18 protein-coding genes and 1 pseudogene are annotated in these 17,285 nt (G+C 45.4%); 6 read left to right on the top strand and 13 right to left on the bottom strand.

What is annotated here, in order from left to right; all coding sequences use genetic code 11:
- From nosD to GKS34_RS18445, 3 genes are read left to right on the top strand one after another with little or no spacing between them, the layout of a single operon-like run.
- The gene (gene nosD / locus GKS34_RS18455; protein WP_163386460.1) at positions 1 to 1,248 is read left to right on the top strand and encodes a nitrous oxide reductase family maturation protein NosD; all 1,248 of its coding nucleotides are present in this window, start codon (positions 1 to 3) and stop codon (positions 1,246 to 1,248) included.
- Positions 1,235 to 1,954: an ABC transporter ATP-binding protein gene (locus GKS34_RS18450; protein ID WP_163386459.1), complete on the top strand. Its 720-nt coding sequence runs from the start codon at positions 1,235 to 1,237 to the stop codon at positions 1,952 to 1,954. The genes nosD and GKS34_RS18450 overlap by 14 nt, the downstream gene beginning before the upstream one ends.
- Positions 1,947 to 2,714, top strand: a complete 768-nt coding sequence (locus tag GKS34_RS18445) for an ABC transporter permease subunit (protein ID WP_163386458.1) — start codon at positions 1,947 to 1,949, stop codon at positions 2,712 to 2,714. The genes GKS34_RS18450 and GKS34_RS18445 overlap by 8 nt, the downstream gene beginning before the upstream one ends.
- 413 nt (positions 2,715 to 3,127) lie before the next feature.
- Here the strand turns inward: GKS34_RS18445 and GKS34_RS18440 are convergent, their stop codons facing one another.
- The 10 genes and pseudogenes from GKS34_RS18440 to GKS34_RS18395 form a co-directional block, all read right to left on the bottom strand.
- Positions 3,128 to 3,982: a hypothetical protein gene (locus tag GKS34_RS18440; protein ID WP_163386457.1), complete on the bottom strand. Its 855-nt coding sequence runs from the start codon at positions 3,980 to 3,982 to the stop codon at positions 3,128 to 3,130.
- A gap of 145 nt (positions 3,983 to 4,127) precedes the next feature.
- Positions 4,128 to 4,304 carry a hypothetical protein gene (locus GKS34_RS18435; protein ID WP_163386456.1) on the bottom strand — a complete coding sequence of 59 codons (177 nt, stop codon included), beginning with the start codon at positions 4,302 to 4,304 and terminating at the stop codon, positions 4,128 to 4,130.
- A gap of 213 nt (positions 4,305 to 4,517) precedes the next feature.
- Entirely contained in the window at positions 4,518 to 4,712 is a 195-nt protein-coding gene (locus tag GKS34_RS18425) for a hypothetical protein (protein WP_163386454.1), read from the bottom strand.
- 10 nt (positions 4,713 to 4,722) lie between these two features.
- Positions 4,723 to 6,039 carry an alginate export family protein gene (locus GKS34_RS18420; protein WP_163386453.1) on the bottom strand — a complete coding sequence of 439 codons (1,317 nt, stop codon included), beginning with the start codon at positions 6,037 to 6,039 and terminating at the stop codon, positions 4,723 to 4,725.
- A 120-nt stretch (positions 6,040 to 6,159) separates the two neighbouring features.
- Positions 6,160 to 6,276, bottom strand: a pseudogene (locus GKS34_RS23510) (ammonia-forming cytochrome c nitrite reductase subunit c552); the annotation flags it as partial.
- 12 nt (positions 6,277 to 6,288) lie between these two features.
- Positions 6,289 to 6,567, bottom strand: coding sequence for a hypothetical protein (locus GKS34_RS18415; protein ID WP_240459363.1), 279 nt, complete (start codon positions 6,565 to 6,567; stop codon positions 6,289 to 6,291).
- A gap of 14 nt (positions 6,568 to 6,581) precedes the next feature.
- On the bottom strand, positions 6,582 to 7,211 hold the full coding sequence (gene nrfH, locus GKS34_RS18410; protein WP_163386452.1) for a cytochrome c nitrite reductase small subunit: 630 nt from the start codon (positions 7,209 to 7,211) through the stop codon (positions 6,582 to 6,584).
- 718 nt (positions 7,212 to 7,929) lie between these two features.
- Positions 7,930 to 8,988: an ATP-grasp domain-containing protein gene (locus GKS34_RS18405; protein WP_163386451.1), complete on the bottom strand. Its 1,059-nt coding sequence runs from the start codon at positions 8,986 to 8,988 to the stop codon at positions 7,930 to 7,932.
- A 140-nt stretch (positions 8,989 to 9,128) separates the two neighbouring features.
- Positions 9,129 to 10,337: a chromate efflux transporter gene (gene chrA, locus GKS34_RS18400; protein WP_163386576.1), complete on the bottom strand. Its 1,209-nt coding sequence runs from the start codon at positions 10,335 to 10,337 to the stop codon at positions 9,129 to 9,131.
- A gap of 7 nt (positions 10,338 to 10,344) precedes the next feature.
- On the bottom strand, positions 10,345 to 11,328 hold the full coding sequence (locus tag GKS34_RS18395) for an isopenicillin N synthase family dioxygenase (protein WP_163386450.1): 984 nt from the start codon (positions 11,326 to 11,328) through the stop codon (positions 10,345 to 10,347).
- A 77-nt stretch (positions 11,329 to 11,405) separates the two neighbouring features.
- On the opposite strand from GKS34_RS18395, the gene GKS34_RS18390 reads away from it, so the two are divergent.
- Positions 11,406 to 12,164 carry a hypothetical protein gene (locus GKS34_RS18390; RefSeq protein WP_163386449.1) on the top strand — a complete coding sequence of 253 codons (759 nt, stop codon included), beginning with the start codon at positions 11,406 to 11,408 and terminating at the stop codon, positions 12,162 to 12,164.
- 10 nt (positions 12,165 to 12,174) lie between these two features.
- Here GKS34_RS18390 and recO read toward each other — a convergent pair whose 3' ends face one another.
- On the bottom strand, positions 12,175 to 12,912 hold the full coding sequence (gene recO, locus GKS34_RS18385; RefSeq protein WP_240459362.1) for a DNA repair protein RecO: 738 nt from the start codon (positions 12,910 to 12,912) through the stop codon (positions 12,175 to 12,177).
- Entirely contained in the window at positions 12,866 to 13,453 is a 588-nt protein-coding gene (locus tag GKS34_RS18380) for a thymidine kinase (protein ID WP_163386448.1), read from the bottom strand. The genes recO and GKS34_RS18380 overlap by 47 nt, the downstream gene beginning before the upstream one ends.
- A gap of 211 nt (positions 13,454 to 13,664) precedes the next feature.
- Here GKS34_RS18380 and GKS34_RS18375 point away from each other — a divergent pair, with 211 nt between their 5' ends.
- A complete protein-coding gene (locus GKS34_RS18375; protein ID WP_163386447.1) occupies positions 13,665 to 14,720 on the top strand; it encodes a DUF8457 domain-containing protein in 1,056 nt (351 codons plus the stop codon).
- Between the two features lie 41 nt (positions 14,721 to 14,761).
- Entirely contained in the window at positions 14,762 to 15,409 is a 648-nt protein-coding gene (locus tag GKS34_RS18370; protein WP_240459361.1) for a 2'-5' RNA ligase family protein, read from the top strand.
- A gap of 10 nt (positions 15,410 to 15,419) precedes the next feature.
- Here the strand turns inward: GKS34_RS18370 and GKS34_RS18365 are convergent, their stop codons facing one another.
- On the bottom strand, positions 15,420 to 17,282 hold the full coding sequence (locus GKS34_RS18365; RefSeq protein WP_163386446.1) for a sialidase/neuraminidase family protein: 1,863 nt from the start codon (positions 17,280 to 17,282) through the stop codon (positions 15,420 to 15,422).
- Positions 17,283 to 17,285 lie beyond the last annotated feature (3 nt).

Here is a 17,285-nt window from a genome sequence, read left to right as displayed (position 1 = left end):
ATGAGCTCATGGATACCCATTATACTATCCCTGCTGACCCTGCTTCCCTCCTGGGGTAATGCAAAAACCATCGCTTTATATCCGGGGGAGGGTAGGGTTATTTCGGATGCGATTCTTCAGGCTGCTCCCTACGATACCCTGGTATTTAAAAAAGGAATTTACCAGGAAAATAGCATATTGGTAGATAAGCCCCTGGTTTTGCTTGGGGAGGAAGGGGCCATTGTCGATGGGCAAATGGGAGATGAAATTTTCGTCATTGTTTCAGACGACGTCAGCCTGGAAAACCTCACTCTGAAAAACGTAGGCGTAAGTTATTTAAAGGACCGGGCTGCCATTCGTTTAAATCGGGTTTCAAACGTAACGATCAGGAATAACCGCCTATTGAATACCTTTTTCGGGATTTACCTCCAAAAATCCAACGAATGCGTGGTGGATGGAAATACCATCACGGGGGCAGCAGAAGAGGAATCACGAGCCGGGAATGCCATTCATATCTGGCAGGGAAAACGTATCCGGGTAACTCACAATACCCTGAGTCATCACCGGGACGGTATTTATTTCGAATTTGTGGACGAAAGTTACATTGCCTTTAATCAAAGCAGGAATAACATGCGGTACGGGCTGCACTTCATGTTTTCCAACGACGATATCTACGAGAATAATGTGTTTCAAAATAATGGATCGGGAGTGGCGGTAATGTTTAGCAATCGTATAAGCATGGAAAACAATGAATTTTTGGACAACTGGGGAGGAGCCAGCTACGGATTATTGTTGAAGGAAATCTCAGATGGTACCATCCGCGGCAATCGGTTCCAGTCCAATACCGTGGGCATTTATGCCGAAGGAGCTAACCGCCTGGTTCTTTCTCAAAACCTCTTGCAAAACAATGGGAAGGCCATGGATATTAAGGGAAATTGCATGGATAACCGTATTCTGGATAATAATTTTATCGGGAATACATTTGAGGTATTGACCAATTCTAAAACGAACTTAAATCATTTTGAAGGCAATTACTGGAGCCAGTATTCCGGTTACGATCTGAACAAAGACGGGGTGGGGGATTTGCCTCACAGGCCGGTGAATCTTTTTGCCTTAATAACAGATAAGGTTCCGGCTGCGCACATGTTGCTGCACAGTTTTCTGGTCAGCAGCCTGGAGGTAGCGGAGCGCATGTTTCCACAGTTTATCCCTGAACAATTGATCGATTCTCAACCGCAAATAAGTCCCTATCCCTATGATTACGATTAACCAATTGCACAAAACTTTTGGAAGGCAGGAAGTGCTGAAAGGAATTGATCTTTATTTTTCGGCAGGGGAGGGATTGGCCCTGATTGGCCCAAACGGCTCCGGAAAAACCACTTTAATTAAGTGCTTGTTGGGGTTAAATACCGTGCAACCGGGTCTGATTCAGTTCAACGGAGAGGATATTTACCAGCAAAGCGCCTACCGGAAAAATATCGGATACATGCCTCAAATATCTCGTTTTCCAGAACAAATGAGGGTAAAGGAGCTCTTTGCATTAATGAAATCCATTCGTGCAGAGGAGTCCACCTATGATCTGGAACTTTTTGAGGCCTTTGAAATAGAGGCCCTTTATCAGAAAAAAATGGGGCTATTGTCTGGCGGAATGCGTCAAAAGGTAAGCGCAGCTTTGGCGTTTTTGTTCCATCCGGATGTGTTGATCTTAGACGAACCCACTGCCGGGCTGGACCCCGTGTCGAATGAAATACTGAAGGAAAAATTACGTAAGACCATCCATAACGAAAACAAGTTGGTTCTCATTACTTCCCATGTTCTGAATGATCTGGATGACATCGCCAGCAGGTTGGTGTATTTGATGGAGGGAAGGGTGCTCTTTGATAAGCAATTGACGGAATTGCAAGCAGAAACTTCCGAAAACAGATTGAATGCAATGATTGCGACATTTTTACGAAAACAAACGAGTCATGGGTAAAATCATCCAATTTTTGGCTACCGACCTGTTCAAAAATAAAACCATTTTTTTATACCTCCTTTTTCTTTGGGTTACGGGTTTTGGATTGATCAGTCTTCAGGGACAGGGCGAAAAGATCCTACTGGCATTATTGAATATTAGTATTTTGGTAGTTCCCATGATCTGCCTTGTCTTTTCGATTATCTATTTTTACAATATGTACGAGTTTTTGTTGCTGCTCCATGCACAACCTTTGGCAAGGAGTACCTTGCTGATCTCTTTTTATACCAGTTTATCTCTGGTATTAACTGGGGTCTATTTGTTTGGATTGGGTTTACCGCTTTATTTTTCCGGTGCAGGAGGGGAAGGGCTTCTATTGTTGCTCACCGGAAGTCTGTGGAATCTTATTTTCATCGGGTTGGCCTTGTTGATGGCGATTTGGGCCTCTGATAGAACGAAAGGCATGGGTTTTTCTTTGTTGATATGGGTCTATTTTGTGCTTCTGTTTGACGGCCTGGTATTGTTGCTGATGTATAATTTCAACGAATACCCCATTGAAAAGCTGGTCTTGTACATCAGTTTTTTGAACCCCCTGGATTTGGGCAGAATACTGGTACTGATGCAGACCGATGCCGCGGCCCTTATGGGCTACACTGGCGCCGTTTTCCAACAGGTATTTACCGAAAACTGGGGCAAGGGTTTGGTTTTAGTGCTACTTCTCCTTTGGGCACTGATTCCTTTTTCGGTTTCCATCCGTTGGTTTAACAAGAAAGATTTGTGAGGGGGATCATGCGTACTACCCACTCCATTTTATGCCGTTCTCAATTGATAAACGTTGTACCGCCCGTTGCTGGCTTTGTTTTCGAGGGGCAAGTCATGGAAAATTCGGCATTCAATAGGTCAGGCAAGAGAAAATATCTCGCCCCTCCAGGGCTTACCAAAACAATGATGCAATTACCACGATGGGCTGCACCCATCGCTAGGATATGACGCACTTTCAGTGCTAGAATTAATTGAGTCAGCAACCAGCCCCGCTCTAAAACCAGATATCTGCTCATTGAATAGTAACGAATACCAGCACTATAGAAAAACCCAAGCGCTGAAAGCGCGAAACACTGCAGCACAGGGTGTAGCCCTGTGGTAAATAGCCTCGATTCCGGCCTCCAAAGCCCTGTAGGGGCGAAATATATTCTTTCATTGACCCAGATACCTCCCAATCACCAAACCAATCAACCAAAAAGGACCGAACAGCCTGGAGCCCAGCCGAAGTTTGTTGTAAAGCAATTCACCCTTGATCATAGCAGTTGCCGGATAAACGGATTTTCCGGCTTCCCGCTGAAACAAGTCCATGTAAGAAAGGGCCTCATTGGATGCGTTCCAATCTCCCGTTTCCATTCCTTTCCGCAACCCTTCCAAATACAGCGTACCGATATTGGCCACAAAACGCGCAACTTCGGCGGTAAATCCCTGCCGGGACTCGTTTTTCGTATACCAGCTGTCGTCAGGATCCAATTTATTGGGATACAGTCGTAGAAAATCTCCCGTGAGCAGACCGTAAAACATATTGAATCGCTCATCGGTCTTCAATAATTCGTTATCGGCATCCGATCGTTCAGATGGCTTGAGCCGATTAACCGCCTCTACCTGTTCGTGTAATAGGTAACTTCCCTCATCATCAATAAAGTCCTGAAAACTGAGCCTGGAAACAGGCGCTACCTGCAAGGTTTGGAAAACCCCTGCCGATTTTTCCAGATCAATTTTTAACAGCGGCGTTCGTTGGTACAATTCCGGGTTTAATTGAACGCCCAAGACTAGTTGTTCGGGACTCAACTGGATTTCATTTTCTCCCAAGGTTACTTCCGCACTTGTTTTTCCGGTAAGTTTCCGTGTGATCTCCAGGGCCAGGGTGTTCAGCGGTTTCATCCGTCCATCCATATCCTGCACGACAAGCTTGCCATAAGCAAGTGCTTTTTCGTCGGGCACCTTCGGTATATCAGTGGAAGCGTCCTGCGCAAAACCGTCCAGTATGGGCCCCATCAGGGACACCATAGCCAGGCTTTTTTTATAATCCAGGTTTTTAAGCTTTTTATTAAGGATTTTCCAGCCGTCATCCGTTTGGAATAGGCGAATGGAGCTTCTGTTGCGGCACCAGTAGCAAGAAGCATGTCCCCCAGCGAAAGTACTTCACCTGATTTTAGCAGGTAATTTTTCTGCCAGCCCCTTGTGCCACGGCAATATCCAGGTAATCCTGATTGCCGGGGAGGAAGGATTTTCTGGCTCCAGGCACGAAATCATCCAATTGAATGGTAAGCGAAGGTAAACCCGGGAAATTTACGGTGTGCTGCTCCGGGCTAAATGAGCTGGTAAGCAAGGGAAAGGCTTTTTCAAATTTATGGTAATCGGTTACTCTAATTGCGGGTAATTTCCGGAGGAAAAAAACACGCCGGAAGCCTCACCCTCCCGGATAAGCATGGTACCCTCTGTACTGAAATACCGGGTAATTCCTGCCCCCAAAAGGATGCAGATAAAAGCCAGGTGAAACAGACCAACAGGCCATTTTTTTTGGCGATAGAGCTTGTATTTCTTAGAGTGAAAAATAAAATTTATCCCCATCCAACCCATCACCCATCCGTACTTCAAACCACCAGGCTTCGTATACCATCCCGCGTGCTACCTGGGTGCCGTGGTCATTTTCTATAAATGTGGCAATGGCCATAGAACTTGCAAAAGGAAGAAAAAGCAGGAGGGTGGTTTTGGTGGAAACCAGTAATTTGACCATATACAATAAATTAAAGCAAGATTCCGATAAATTTATTTTTCATGGTAGGTCTGACAATGAGCATGAGATAGGCCCAATTTTGACTGGCCTTCAGGCTTCCGTTATTTTGTATCCGTTCCATGGTTTCGGTGGCAAAAAACTGGCTGTATCCTCCCTGGAGTGAAATGGCATCGTTGAAAACGTAGCCCAATGATAAGTCTAGCTCTTTTCCAAGGTGGGAGTCCATCGGATCGGTATTTTGGTTGAGGGACAGGACCTCGGCCTGACTGTTAAACCAGTGCCCGTCCAGTTGCATGAAAAACCGGGGAGAAAAAGTCATCCTGCCCTTAAGGTAATAGTCTTTAAGGCCCACGTTATTTTCGTGGGTTCCGCCTACGTAGAAAAGGTCCATGTACCCGTTGTACAAGTGGTTGGTGCCATATAAAGGGGAAAAGGACCTGTTCTTTGAATGGTCTTCACTTGAAGTACCGCTCAACATTTCAAACCCTCCGGCCAGGCGGAAAATTTTCCCTTCGGCTGCGTCGAAATCAAAGGTTTGGGTCACCTGAAGGTTGATGTCAAAGGCACTTACCGGGTTTCCCCATTTTCCCAGTTGTTGGTAATAAAAACCGCTAAACAGGGTGTTGCCAACCTGGTATTTGAGGGTTGGAATACCGATGGTTTGCCGGAATTGGGTTTCAGCAAGAATGATTTCCCCCAGGTTGTTTCGTTCGATAAATTGACGCCCATCGTTCCAAAATAGAAATGAAAATTGAAAGTTATCCCAGCGGTTTTCATACCGGGCCAATTGGGCGAATTTGTATTGATTGGGCACTGTAAAAAGGTTTCCAGAAAGGTTTTGGCCGTCCTGATTGTACCCCGCACCGAGATGCAGTTTATGTTCGTTTTTTTCGTATTTGACAAGGGCAAAATCATGCGCTCTTCCCTGCAGGGCCCAATCAAGGTTACCCAGAAATCGAAAGTTATCGTAGTTCAACTCCTGCCGTCCCAGTTTTGCCTTCCAGAATTCCCCCAGAGATAATTCGGCGTATGCCTCGTGAACAGATAATAAATTGTCACTTGCTTTTACCTGAGAGGTATTTCCCCAGGTCCGGATATCTTGCAGGCTCATATAAATGGTTACGGCATCGCTTACATAGCTTGCCTGGATTCGTGCTCGTTGAGCAATGAAACCGGCTGGATTGTCCGCACTGTTGATCAGCCTGCTGTACCCGTTTCTATATTCGGCACGCTGAATGAGTTGTCCGTCGACTGTGAATTGAGCAAGTAAAGGTGAAATACTGAAATAGCAAAGCGGTAACAGGATCAAAAATAGACGATTCTTCATAGGAATAGATAACAGTTGAATGGTAATTGGGTAAAATAATAAGAAACAGGAATGGGGAAGGATTTTACCTCCCGATGACAGTCGCGGTTTCCATTCTGGATTCCCTGGCTTTTCCTTCTTTCAGCCACTCGGCATGGGGCCTTCTCCCGCCTCCATGGGAGCTCCGGTTCGCAAGGTCTCCCGAATACCTTCCACTGCGTAGGAATGGCCTCTGGGATGCGTGTAATCTTTACTGAAACCATATCCCGCTCAAAGAATTACAATTTCAGGGTTATCCTCCAACAGGTCCCTGGACCCGCTGGTATTGCAAAGGCTGCTGAAAGTAGTGTCTGCTGTTTTTTGATAAGATTGGTATTGCATGGGGTAATTCAGTCCCCAAACCGAATCGCGGGGCTCAATCCCTTCCATCTGGACGGTTGGTTGGTAAGCAAATCGCGCTTCCGTTTTCCGGTCCATTATGGTGTATCTCAACATGGCCAAAAGAAATTCTACTACAACTGTGATTCCGAAAAGTATCCAATTCTTCATGATAGATGGGGTTATTAGTTGTTCTCATTCATAATGGTTTCCAGCCATGGCGGGATAATGGAAAGGTCCTCTGGTGCATGGGCACGAATAGGTTCAATCTGGTGCCCGGTGGCAGAAAGGCTCTTAAACTTTCCATGAGATACTTCACGGTGGCATTCCCAGCAAGTCCGGTCGGTTCGATGTTCAAAATGGTCCGCTGTAAAGCCCAACATCCGGGCATCGGTCACCTGGGTTTCGTGGCATCGGATGCAATTGTTCTGGATCACTTCGATGGAAGGTCCCAACGCTTTAATGGCCTCCGGTTCCGCCCTCGCGGTGAAAATAGAGGCATGGTATAACCCATCCTTGGCTTTAAGGAAGTATTTGTTAAATACATTATTATGGGGTACATGGCAATCGTTGCAATGTGCCACTTCCCTATGGGAGCTATGGTTCCAGGTAATGTATTGCGGCGTCATGATATGGCAATTGACACAAGCCTGGGGGTCATCGGAAAGATAGGAGGCAGCGTTACTGAGGCGTAACAGATACAAACCTAAACCAAAAAAGACGGCAACCATTCCTGTAGCTGCCGGCCTCCATTTGTGTGGAGGAACCAGACTGTACTGGAAAAGAAACCGTTTTAATTTTAATCCTGGTCTCATAGTGAAAAATACGTTCGATTTCGTATGCTATTGAGCCTTTTCAGGCTAAAACTAAAACTATTGATTCAATTAATTCCAGACATATTTACAAAGTTTAAGTTAAACAATTGAGGAATAGAATCAAATTCCCCATCCGTAAAATAGAGAATCCTTTTTTACCTACTTGCTTACTATTAGCCTTCCTTTTCTTTAAAGTGCTGAAAAACAATTTTCTAGGGATCTATTACCTGTGATTTCCAATCTGTAGATACTTACCAGGCTAATCCGTTAAAAAAATTTTTATCGGTTTTTATTGGTTTCTGCTACATTTTTATTATGTTTAAAGGAATTTGAACGTTTGGAAAAGATCATTTTGATAAAATTCCAAAACATTATAGCTATTAGTCAGTTCAAAATAAACCCAACCGGAAGGATCTTTACAAGATCCTTCTTTTTTTTGGTTAAAATCCAAACCAGTTTTTTGTCTCAAAGCATAAATACTGTAAAAGCCGGTTTAAATTTTAACCCTAACATGTATTTTAATAAATTATTTGAGTTTGTAGTGATCTAATCGGTAGCTTTTACCTTTCTGTCAATAAATTGTTTCCAGAATCAGGTGTTATATTCAGGTATATAGTCGGAAAACTGCCCTTTTGAGGTCATTCCAAACTTGTAATCAGGTCCGTTACGTCAGCGAGATATTGCCAGGTTGACTCTTTATTCGACTTATTGGTAGGCATTAGCGGATCCTCCGCTTCCAGGCATTGTAGAATTCTGCGATGGGGTCGGCCAGGAAAAATTGATAATCCGTGTCTTTCCATTGAAATGGAAGGCTTTTGGTTGAAAATAGAGAGCGCTTGCCTTTCTTCACAGCGGAAATAAAGTCCATGTAGTGGATTGGATCAAAAGAAGCTGGAGGTACTTCTTCTTCCAGACTGGATAAAATATGTAGATAGGGAAAATTAACACCTGCCCGGTAAGAAGCAATCAGGCTGCCCCAATATCGGGCATTAATTTCAATAATTTTGAATTTCCCATCCTGAGTATCGTAGCGTAGGTCTACATGGGCAATGCCGGAAAATCCAAGTTCCGTTACCAGCTTGCTTACCGACTCGTAAACGCCTTCGTTTTTCAGAAACTCTAGACCCGCGGAAGCGGCAAAGCGATTGGCTCGTTTTAGAAATCCCTTTTGTATGGTGTGGGCTAAAATTTTTCCATTTCTGGCTAGCAGGCTCATATCAATATCATAGCCATCAATATATTCCTGGACAATGTAATCCCCTTCCTGTGGGTGAGTGGTCGGTTTGATCGCTAAAAAATCCTCTTCCCGGGAAATGCAGTATACATTCCTCCCTCCCCAACCTGTTTCGGGTTTGACAATGAGAGGGAGGGGAATAGCAAGACGTGACTGGTTACTTCCTTCCTGATATTCTTTTAAAAAAGCGGTTTTTGGAGATGGAATTTGCCTGGCTTCACAAAATTTAGCGAGCTCAAATTTATTGGTTGCTAATTCCAGGGTCGCAGTTGGTGAAATAGCAGCTAACCTGACTTTTCCCTTAAAAGATTCAGTATGTACCGCAAAAAAACGATACGTTTTTTCATCTATTGGCAGTACCAAATCGATGCTTTTTTCTTCGATCAGTTCATTCAGTTCCCGAATGTATTCTTTTGGGGTATTGGAGGACAAAAGCGTAAAACTTCTTTTATACCGGGAATACCGAAAAGGACTTTTGGCTTGGCGGGAACAACCATGTAGCTTCACATGCGAATAACCTTTAAGGCACCTCACAACGGCCATGGTATGCCCGCACTCGCAATCCGGTATTAAAATATTAATAATGGAAGGGTATTTCATCTACAAAAGTGGAAAAATGGGCGTTTGTCAACATTGCATTTTTAAAAATGAATTAAAGATTGAATTAAAGAAAAAAAGGGGAATTAGCCAAAGGCTTTTAGTATCCATTGGTAAGAAATGCCTGCGGCCAGTCCCATCACGATGATTAACGGGGAGGGAATCTTTGTAAATTGCAGTAGGGCATAGGTACCAATGATGGCTATGATATTAAATAGATTGTTTTCCAGGGGCTCAAACAATAAATAAGCCGCTGCGATCAACATGCCGCAACTTACTGCATTGATCCCTTCCAGGGCAGCACGTACGGGTCGGTATTTTTTAAGTCCGTCCCAGAATCGGATAACGAAAAAAATCAGAAATGTACCGGGTAAAAAGATACCTGCCGCTGCAATAAGGCCGCCAGTAACCAAACCGGTAACCCCCCATTCCCGCATTGACAGAGCTCCTATGTACGAGCTGATGCTAAAGGTGGGGCCCGGGATACTTTGGGAAATGGCATAGCCTGTGAGGAACTCTTCCGAGCTCAGGTAATTTTTGAATTCCACAAATTCGGTATAGAGATATGGAACCAATACCTGCCCCCCGCCAAATATTAGGCTGCCGTTTCGGTAAAAGTTTTCGAATAGCCTGACAGGCAACAGTCGGGTATAATGCCCCAGGACGGCCGCTGCCACGAGAACAGCTGCCCATAGTATGAAATTTCGCCAGGAGATGTTGATTTTGGATTTCTCCTCAATTACCGGCTGCTTGTTATAATTATGTGTGGTGATCAACCCACCAATGAACAGCATGATGGGAAAAATAAAGGGAGAATTGTAAAAAAAGGCCACAAAAGCAGCGATCATCATCAGGATGGCTGCTTCTACGGTGTGAATCATTTTTTTTATGGTAATCTGGGCGGCATACAAAATAAACCCGATGGCCATGGGCTGTATAAATTTGGCAAAACCTAAAGCTCCTTCCGTGTTGGCTTGCAAATAGTCTATCAGGAATGCGGTACCGATCATCAGGGTGGTGGCTGGAAATATCCATACCAACAGGGATAGGTAAGCAAGGGTAGGGCCGCCTATTCTAAACCCTATGGCAGAAATCGTTTGGGTGGATGTAGGACCTGGCAAAATCAGGCAAAGCGCATTTAATTCAATCAGGTCTTTTTCGGACAGGTAACCTCTTTTTCGAACCATTATGTCAATAACCATGGCCAGAAAGACTTGTGGTCCTCCAAATGCAGTTAAGGAAAGTACCAGCACATCCTTTAAATAAATGTAAAACCGTACTCTCCTGATGGTCATCATCCGACTACTTTTTTTTCAGTCCCAATTCTTTTAGTCTTTCTTCCAGAAACTCACCGGCCGTACAATCCTCATATGTTTTCGGATGATCACGATCTACACAGTCTTCGAGGCAGCTAAGATCCATTTCTGACCGGGGATGCATAAAAAAAGGAATGGAATACCTGCTGCTGTTCATTTTTTCCCGGGGTGGATTCACCACCCGGTGTATGGTGGATTTTAGCTTTTTGTTGGTTAACCTTTCCAACATATCGCCAACATTTACTACCAATTGTTCCGGTAAGGCAGTAATGGGGATCCATTTGCCATCCCTCCGTAATACCTCCAGTCCGTCAGCACTTGCCCCCATTAATAAGGTAATCAGGTTGATGTCACCGTGTTCGGCTGCCCTGACGGCATCTGCAGGCACTTCTTCGGGGTTGGTAATCGGGAAGTAATGAATGGATCGCAAAATAGAATTACCGTGAAGCACCTTATCGTCAAAGTATGATTCTTCCAATCCGAGACTGAGTGCGATGGCCCGCAACATGTGCTTGCCGGCCGCTTCTATTGTTTGAAACGCTTTTAATGAAATGGCTTTGAAATGAGAGACTTCATTTGGCCAGACATTGGCAGGATAATCGGCTTTTACCACATCATCCTCAGGAATCCAATCCAGCTCCTGCCCAACATGGTAAAATTCTTTCAAATCTCCGGTATTCCTACCTTTGGCGTGCTCCTTTCCTTTGCCAGTGTATCCGCGTTGAAAGCCAATTTCCGGCTTTTCATAAGCTGATTTCACCTTGTCAGGTAAAGAAAAAAAAGACTGAATGGCTTCGTATAACTCATCCTGGAGGGATTGATGCAAGCCATGGTTTTTTATGGCTACGAACCCTATGTTTTGGTAGGCATCACTCAGGTTTTTCACAAAAGAAGCTTTTTTTTCGGGACTCCCCGAAGTAAAATCAGCCAGATCCAGAGAAGGGACTTCATCAAATAATATTTCGCTCATTCATTATCAAGTTTGTTGCAAGGTAATTTTTTTTGGGGTAAAATTAAATACCTTTGTTTGCTTTTAACTCCGTTTCTATGAAGGTTTATCCCTGCATTTATGCTGCTTGTTTTTGCCTGCTTTTGTTCGTTTCTTGTGACTCTTCGGACAATAAAAATGAATCCCGGGTCCTTTCACAGTCAGAAGGCACTGCGGAGCCTCTGGCACCGGCCCCGGAATTTAAAGAAATACCGGTAGCAGGTATGCCGGATGCCATGGTAGACATTTATTCACCGACCGGAAATGAAGATTTTGAACCTGGGAAGGTGCTCTTTTCCGTTAATATCCGGAATTATCCCTTGGGCAAAGAAAGACCGTTTATCCTTTCCTTAAATGGGGCTACCCCGAAAGCCCATTCGACTCCCTCTTTTCAGATGGAATTGGACAAGGGGACATACCGAGCGGTGACTTTTTTGCTGGACGAGCAGGGTCTTGCGCTAAAAGAATACGGTAATTTCTCCGAAAGGTACTTTTCGGTAGGAGGGGCCGAACTTTCCGAGGACCACCTACAGCCATCCCTTCTACTTCACTTACCCAGGGATCAGCAGCAATTTGCCGAAGGGGAGCCAATTCTGATTGATTTCATTTATTTAGGCGGAGACCCAGAATTGGACGGGCTGGCTATTCAGGTTGAATTAGGAGATTATACGCTCCGTACCCAAAAAGTGGAAGCACTTTCCCTATCAGGGATTCCCAAAGGAAACTACGACCTTTTTATCCGCCTGCTGAATTCCGAAACCGGCCAACCAATTCCGGGTAACTATACCTCAATTTCCCGAAATATCCGAGTGGAATAAAAAAAGACAGCTATTTGACCAGTGTTCGCAGGACGGCAAGGGATTTAATGTCTCCGAACCCGTCAATGTGAATTTTATAGAATAGGATCCAGTCATCAATCAACATTCTTTTCAGATGCGCAGGAAGGGCGGGGAGGAGTGTTCCTTCGCTATCCAACAACTGGTCCAGGTAATTTATTTTTTCTTGATGTGTGTTTCCGGTTTGTTCCACTGGCAGTTGAAGGTAAAACTCCTTAGCGTCTTCCGGCTCAAATCCCAAATACCGGGAGGTACGAATCAGGAAAAGAAGAATAAAAGGACCCGGTTTGAATTCGGAGCTGTCAAGTTTTAGGATGAGTCTGAAAAGGTAATCAAAAAGGACTTCATTCTGGTAATTATCCACCACGACTTTTCCCAGGATTTCCCCCATAAACAAGCTAATACCCGAACGGTAAAAATCAAAAGGGATGCGCTGAAAAGCGTTGGCCAGTTTGACTTCCGAAATCCGGTTAAGGTTGGCGTTTTCCTTATCATACACGACCAGTTCCAGTAGGGTAAGCGGTTGGAAATGGGCCATCTTGGTTTTAGACTTCTCACTCCTGACGCCGTTCACCAAATAGGTCTTTAGACCCAAATCCCGGGTAAAAATCCGTACGATAATAGACGTTTCCCTGTATTTGATATAGTTAATGACGATACCGCTGGTCTTTCGTAGCATGGTATTAGGATTCCTTGCCCTGGTAAAAACACCTGCGGCATCGGGCTTCATAACTCTCTTTTTCTCCCAGCATGACTTTGGATTTCTCACCGGAGAGCCGGTAACTGAAAGCGGCCAAATCCCCACATTTCATGCAAATGGCATGTACCTTGGTTACGTACTCCGCGATGGCCATTAATTGAGGCATGGGTTCAAAGGGCTTCCCTTCAAAATCCATATCCAGGCCCGCCAGGATTACCCGCACTCCAGCATGGGCCAGCTGTTCGGCCACGGAGATGATTTGATTGTCGAAAAACTGAACTTCGTCGATGCCCACCACATCGCAGTTTCCCGCCAATAATAGGATATCGTTTGCAAATTGAACCGGGGTGGAACGGATGATGCTTTCGTTGTGGGACACCACATTTTCCTCATGGTACCGCTGGTCCAAGGCAGGTTTGAAAATCTCAACCTTTTGCCGGGCGATCAGGGCGCGGTTTAATCTTCGGATTAGCTCTTCAGTTTTGCCAGAAAACATGGATCCGCAGATAACTTCTACCTGCCCTTTTCGAGCAGCTTGATCGTGATTTCCTAACGAAGGTTCGATAAACATGGTAATAAAAATAGGATTAACAACAACGACTATCCAATAACAGCACCAAAGGCAGACAGAAATATAAGGGCTCCATTGGAATCCTCAAAATTAGGGGTTTTTATCTGTTTTTTTACACCCTTGCGAGTCTCTTGTTAGGCAATGCATCCTTTCTTTAAAGGATAAAATCCCTACCTTTACAGGTACTTTTAACCGAATAATGACGATTCATATGGAAAGACAACGCAGTTTAAATACGGAATACGCTGCCTGGTATTCCAGGGAATTTACCCAAAAGGTATGCAACGAATTTTTTGAATCAACTGAAACCATTAGCGGGGAGGAAATCGCTACCCTTACCCCTTGCAGGCAGCTAAACCTGATGGTGATCAAATCCCTTTTCGAAAGTTGGCAGGAGCAGATGGACCTTTTATCACGGATTCCGTTTTTTGATTTCAAGGATAAAAAAGTAATAAGTGCGTTGGAGGATTTTATGAATGCTCTTTCCAGGGCCATAAAGATCCGGCAGGAGGATTTCAAACCCCTTTTAGAGCGTTCCATGGAAAAAACACTGAAACTTTCAGTGGAACCGTTTTCCTTTATGGAAGAAGAGTTGCAGGAACAGGCTCTAAAATCAAGCCCAGACTTTAAGGGTTTACGTAAATACCTTAAGTGGCATGCTGCTTCCTGGCAACCGGCTGTTGACTTTCTGTCTGAGTCTCCGGAGAGCCCCGCATGGAGAGAAAAACTACTTCAGGGCTTTGACAGTCATTTTAGTGAAGAAGCGTCTCCGGAAAAATTACTTGCCCCGATAAGTGCTATTATGCCAATTGACATGGATCAACTGATCCTATGGGAATCGGATACTGAAGCGCATACTGCCCGGCCTTTCAATGAACCTAACGAGGATAATTTGGAAAAGGCAGTTCCGGCTGATGAAGAGGCGGGGGAAGCACCCTCCGACGAGCGATCTTTAAGTATAGATCCGGCCCTGGCTTGGGCCCGATTTGAATCGGAAGAACATGCCTACATGAAAGGCAGTATTGAGCATATCAGAGAAGGAATGGGCATCAACCAACGGATCATGTTTACCAAGCGGCTTTTTCAGGGCAATCCGGATCTTATGGACCAGGCACTGGAAGAGTTGGACCGGACAGATAGCTTTTTTGACGCGGTAAGTCTGATGAATAGCAGCTTTGTGAATACCCTAAAGTGGGATGTGCATTCGGATGAAGTACAGGAGTTGCTGCAATTGGTCTTTCGGAAATTTGATGAGGCAAGCGATTGATGGACCTGCAGGGGCATTATCACCGGTTGCATACCGAAGCAATGGACATAGTGAGGAAGGAGGGATTTTCCTTTGATCCCGAAATTTTGAACCCCTCCGATTCGAGGAGAGGATTGACGCTTTTGCTAAGACCGGGCGAGGAGCTGCTGGCTGCGTTTTCGGATTTTATCGAAGCCGTTTATCGAGTGGCTCCCGGGCAGTATTATTATCCCTCATCGGACATTCATGTGACCCTTATGCCTGTTATTTCCTGTTATTCGGGATTTCGCTTGCAGGGCTTGAAACTTCCATCCTACCTCGAACTGATTCAACAGGCCCTGCAAGGCATTCGACCTATTCCTCTGCGCTTTGCGGGAGTGTTTGCTTCTCCATCCTGTTTGATGATTAAAGGCTTTCCGGAGAACGGTGAACTTGAAAAGTGCAGAAATAACCTACGAGCTAGCTTTGCAGAGTCTACGTTGGAGCAGTCGCTGGATAAACGGTACCGCCTGATCTCCGCTCATTGTACCGTAATCCGGTTTCAAAAGCCAGTGCAGCAAACTGAAAAGGTGCTGGACCTACTGAAGAAATTCCAGAACCGGTCTTTCGGAGCGCAGCGTTTTGATCAGGTAGAATTGGTCTTCAACGATTGGTACCAGCGAAGGCAAATGGTGCAAATACTGGGGACTTTTTATTTAAAAGGAAAGTAACTACTCGAAATCAATGGGTAATGGTAACATTATCTATCAGGAAACGGGCCAAAGGTACTTTTTCGTCTGCTCCCGGCAATGGTGGAACCGGATCCTCATTGGGCGTTTTCCTTCCAGGTAGGTCGCGGTAAGGGCCCGTGCGGAACGAGAGCCTTTCGATCGATTTTACCGCTACTGTCAGGGGAATGGTATCCGCTATCTCCTTCCCATTCCAGCTGAGAGAAAAATGACCATACGGCTTTGCTGTTACCTGCAGGGAGAGTTTATGCCATTCGCCCGGTTCAACTTTTCCGATCATTTTTTTTTCATGCCCGGCCCAATAGCTGAGATTCCTTTCCTCGTCCAGCAGGATACGTACCGGGCGGTTGCCATAGCGATCGGTAATGTCCATTTCAAGCTGGCCGTTTCCTGTGGAGGCCGTCATGAATTCCCATTCCAGACGAACTTCCTGTCCTTCTTCAAACACCCGGATGGCACGGGCATAATCGTAGGGGTCTTCGTCCCCTAGCTCTAACACCATACCTTTTTCGGAAGGGGAGGAGACCACATTTACCGGTGCCCAAAGGGGGGCATAAATATTCCAATCCGGGATGACTCCAAAAGGAGGCAGCGTATCAAAATCATCCGCAACGGGTCCAGTCACGGCATGTCGGAGGGGAGTCGGTACACGGCTTACCCACATGTCTTCTTTATTCATGCTGTAGGTGAGCCACATATCTTCTCCGGGAGGATTTCCATTGCCCTCCACAATTCCCCGTACGTAGCAGGGACCAAAATCTTTCCAGCGCCCATAGAATCTTCTGGGAGGAACCTCTCCCTGCACCAGTAACATGTCATCAAAGATAATTCCGTCGTCCGAACTGATGGTAATTAATGGATACCGGTATTCGTCGATGTCAATAGGGTTATATACCAAAGCATAACGACTGTCGCTTGTTTGCTGAGCCCAAACCTTTCCTCCGGCCATGGTAAGGGAAGGGGCCTTGACGGATGGCGAGAAGGTTTCACCCCCATCACTGGAGATCGCTGTCATTGATCGCTTCCAGAAGCCAATGGTTTTACCGTCTTTCCGGGTATAGTAGGAGAAGGCAGAACCACCCCGCTCACCGGTGTAGAATCCATCTAGTCCATTATCTTCGTCCCGCCACTGTAGTGTCATTAGGATATGATCCAGAAGTTCCTCACAAGCTTCTACAAAAGCCCGATCCGTAGATTGTTGGTAAAAAGGAAAGGCCGTATTGCTTTCGTTCCATTCGGTATGACTGCTGTAGCGAATAAAATAGATCGGGCCGAAGGTTCCGTCTTCGTTAATTTCGCGTACTACCCTTCCAATACCTCCCTCTTCGAAGGGATCTTCCGAATGCCCGTAAAAAGCCAGGGTGAGCATTTTTTCCTTGCTGCTGACATAGAATCCCATTCGCTGGTGCATCATGTAGCCATCGTAGCCTTCGGGTATGCGTACTCCTTCCGGGGCGGGGTAGGGAGGAAAAAGCATCTCCGGGTCGGACCATTTCCTCCCATCCTCTGAGCGAATCAACAGCGTTTGGCCGGGAGCAATGTGTTCGTCCACTGGGTTGCTTAAATACTGCTGGTAAAAGGTGCCCTTCCAATAGGCCAGGTTGGAAGCATGACTGTAGGTCCAACTGAATCCACCTGCCAGCTCGGGTTGGGTTCGGTTTACCCGTAGCGTCTGCCTGCTTTCTACACCCACCGCATACCTGAGCCGGCCCTCATGGACGTCTGGGTCGATGCTGGTTCCTCCAATGTAACGCACTGGTTCATGAATGCTTCCTGTTTGGGCCATGGAAAGAGGCTGGTGGCTATAAAACCCAATGTATACCAGAAAACAGAGGAAAGGAAGGCAGGACTTCATACG

The sequence above is a fragment of the Cyclobacterium jeungdonense genome (assembly GCF_010994275.1).
Taxonomy (GTDB): Bacteria; Bacteroidota; Bacteroidia; order Cytophagales; family Cyclobacteriaceae; genus Cyclobacterium; species Cyclobacterium jeungdonense.
Note: the sequence above shows the minus strand (reverse complement) of the source record. Positions and strands in the feature narration are given on the sequence as shown.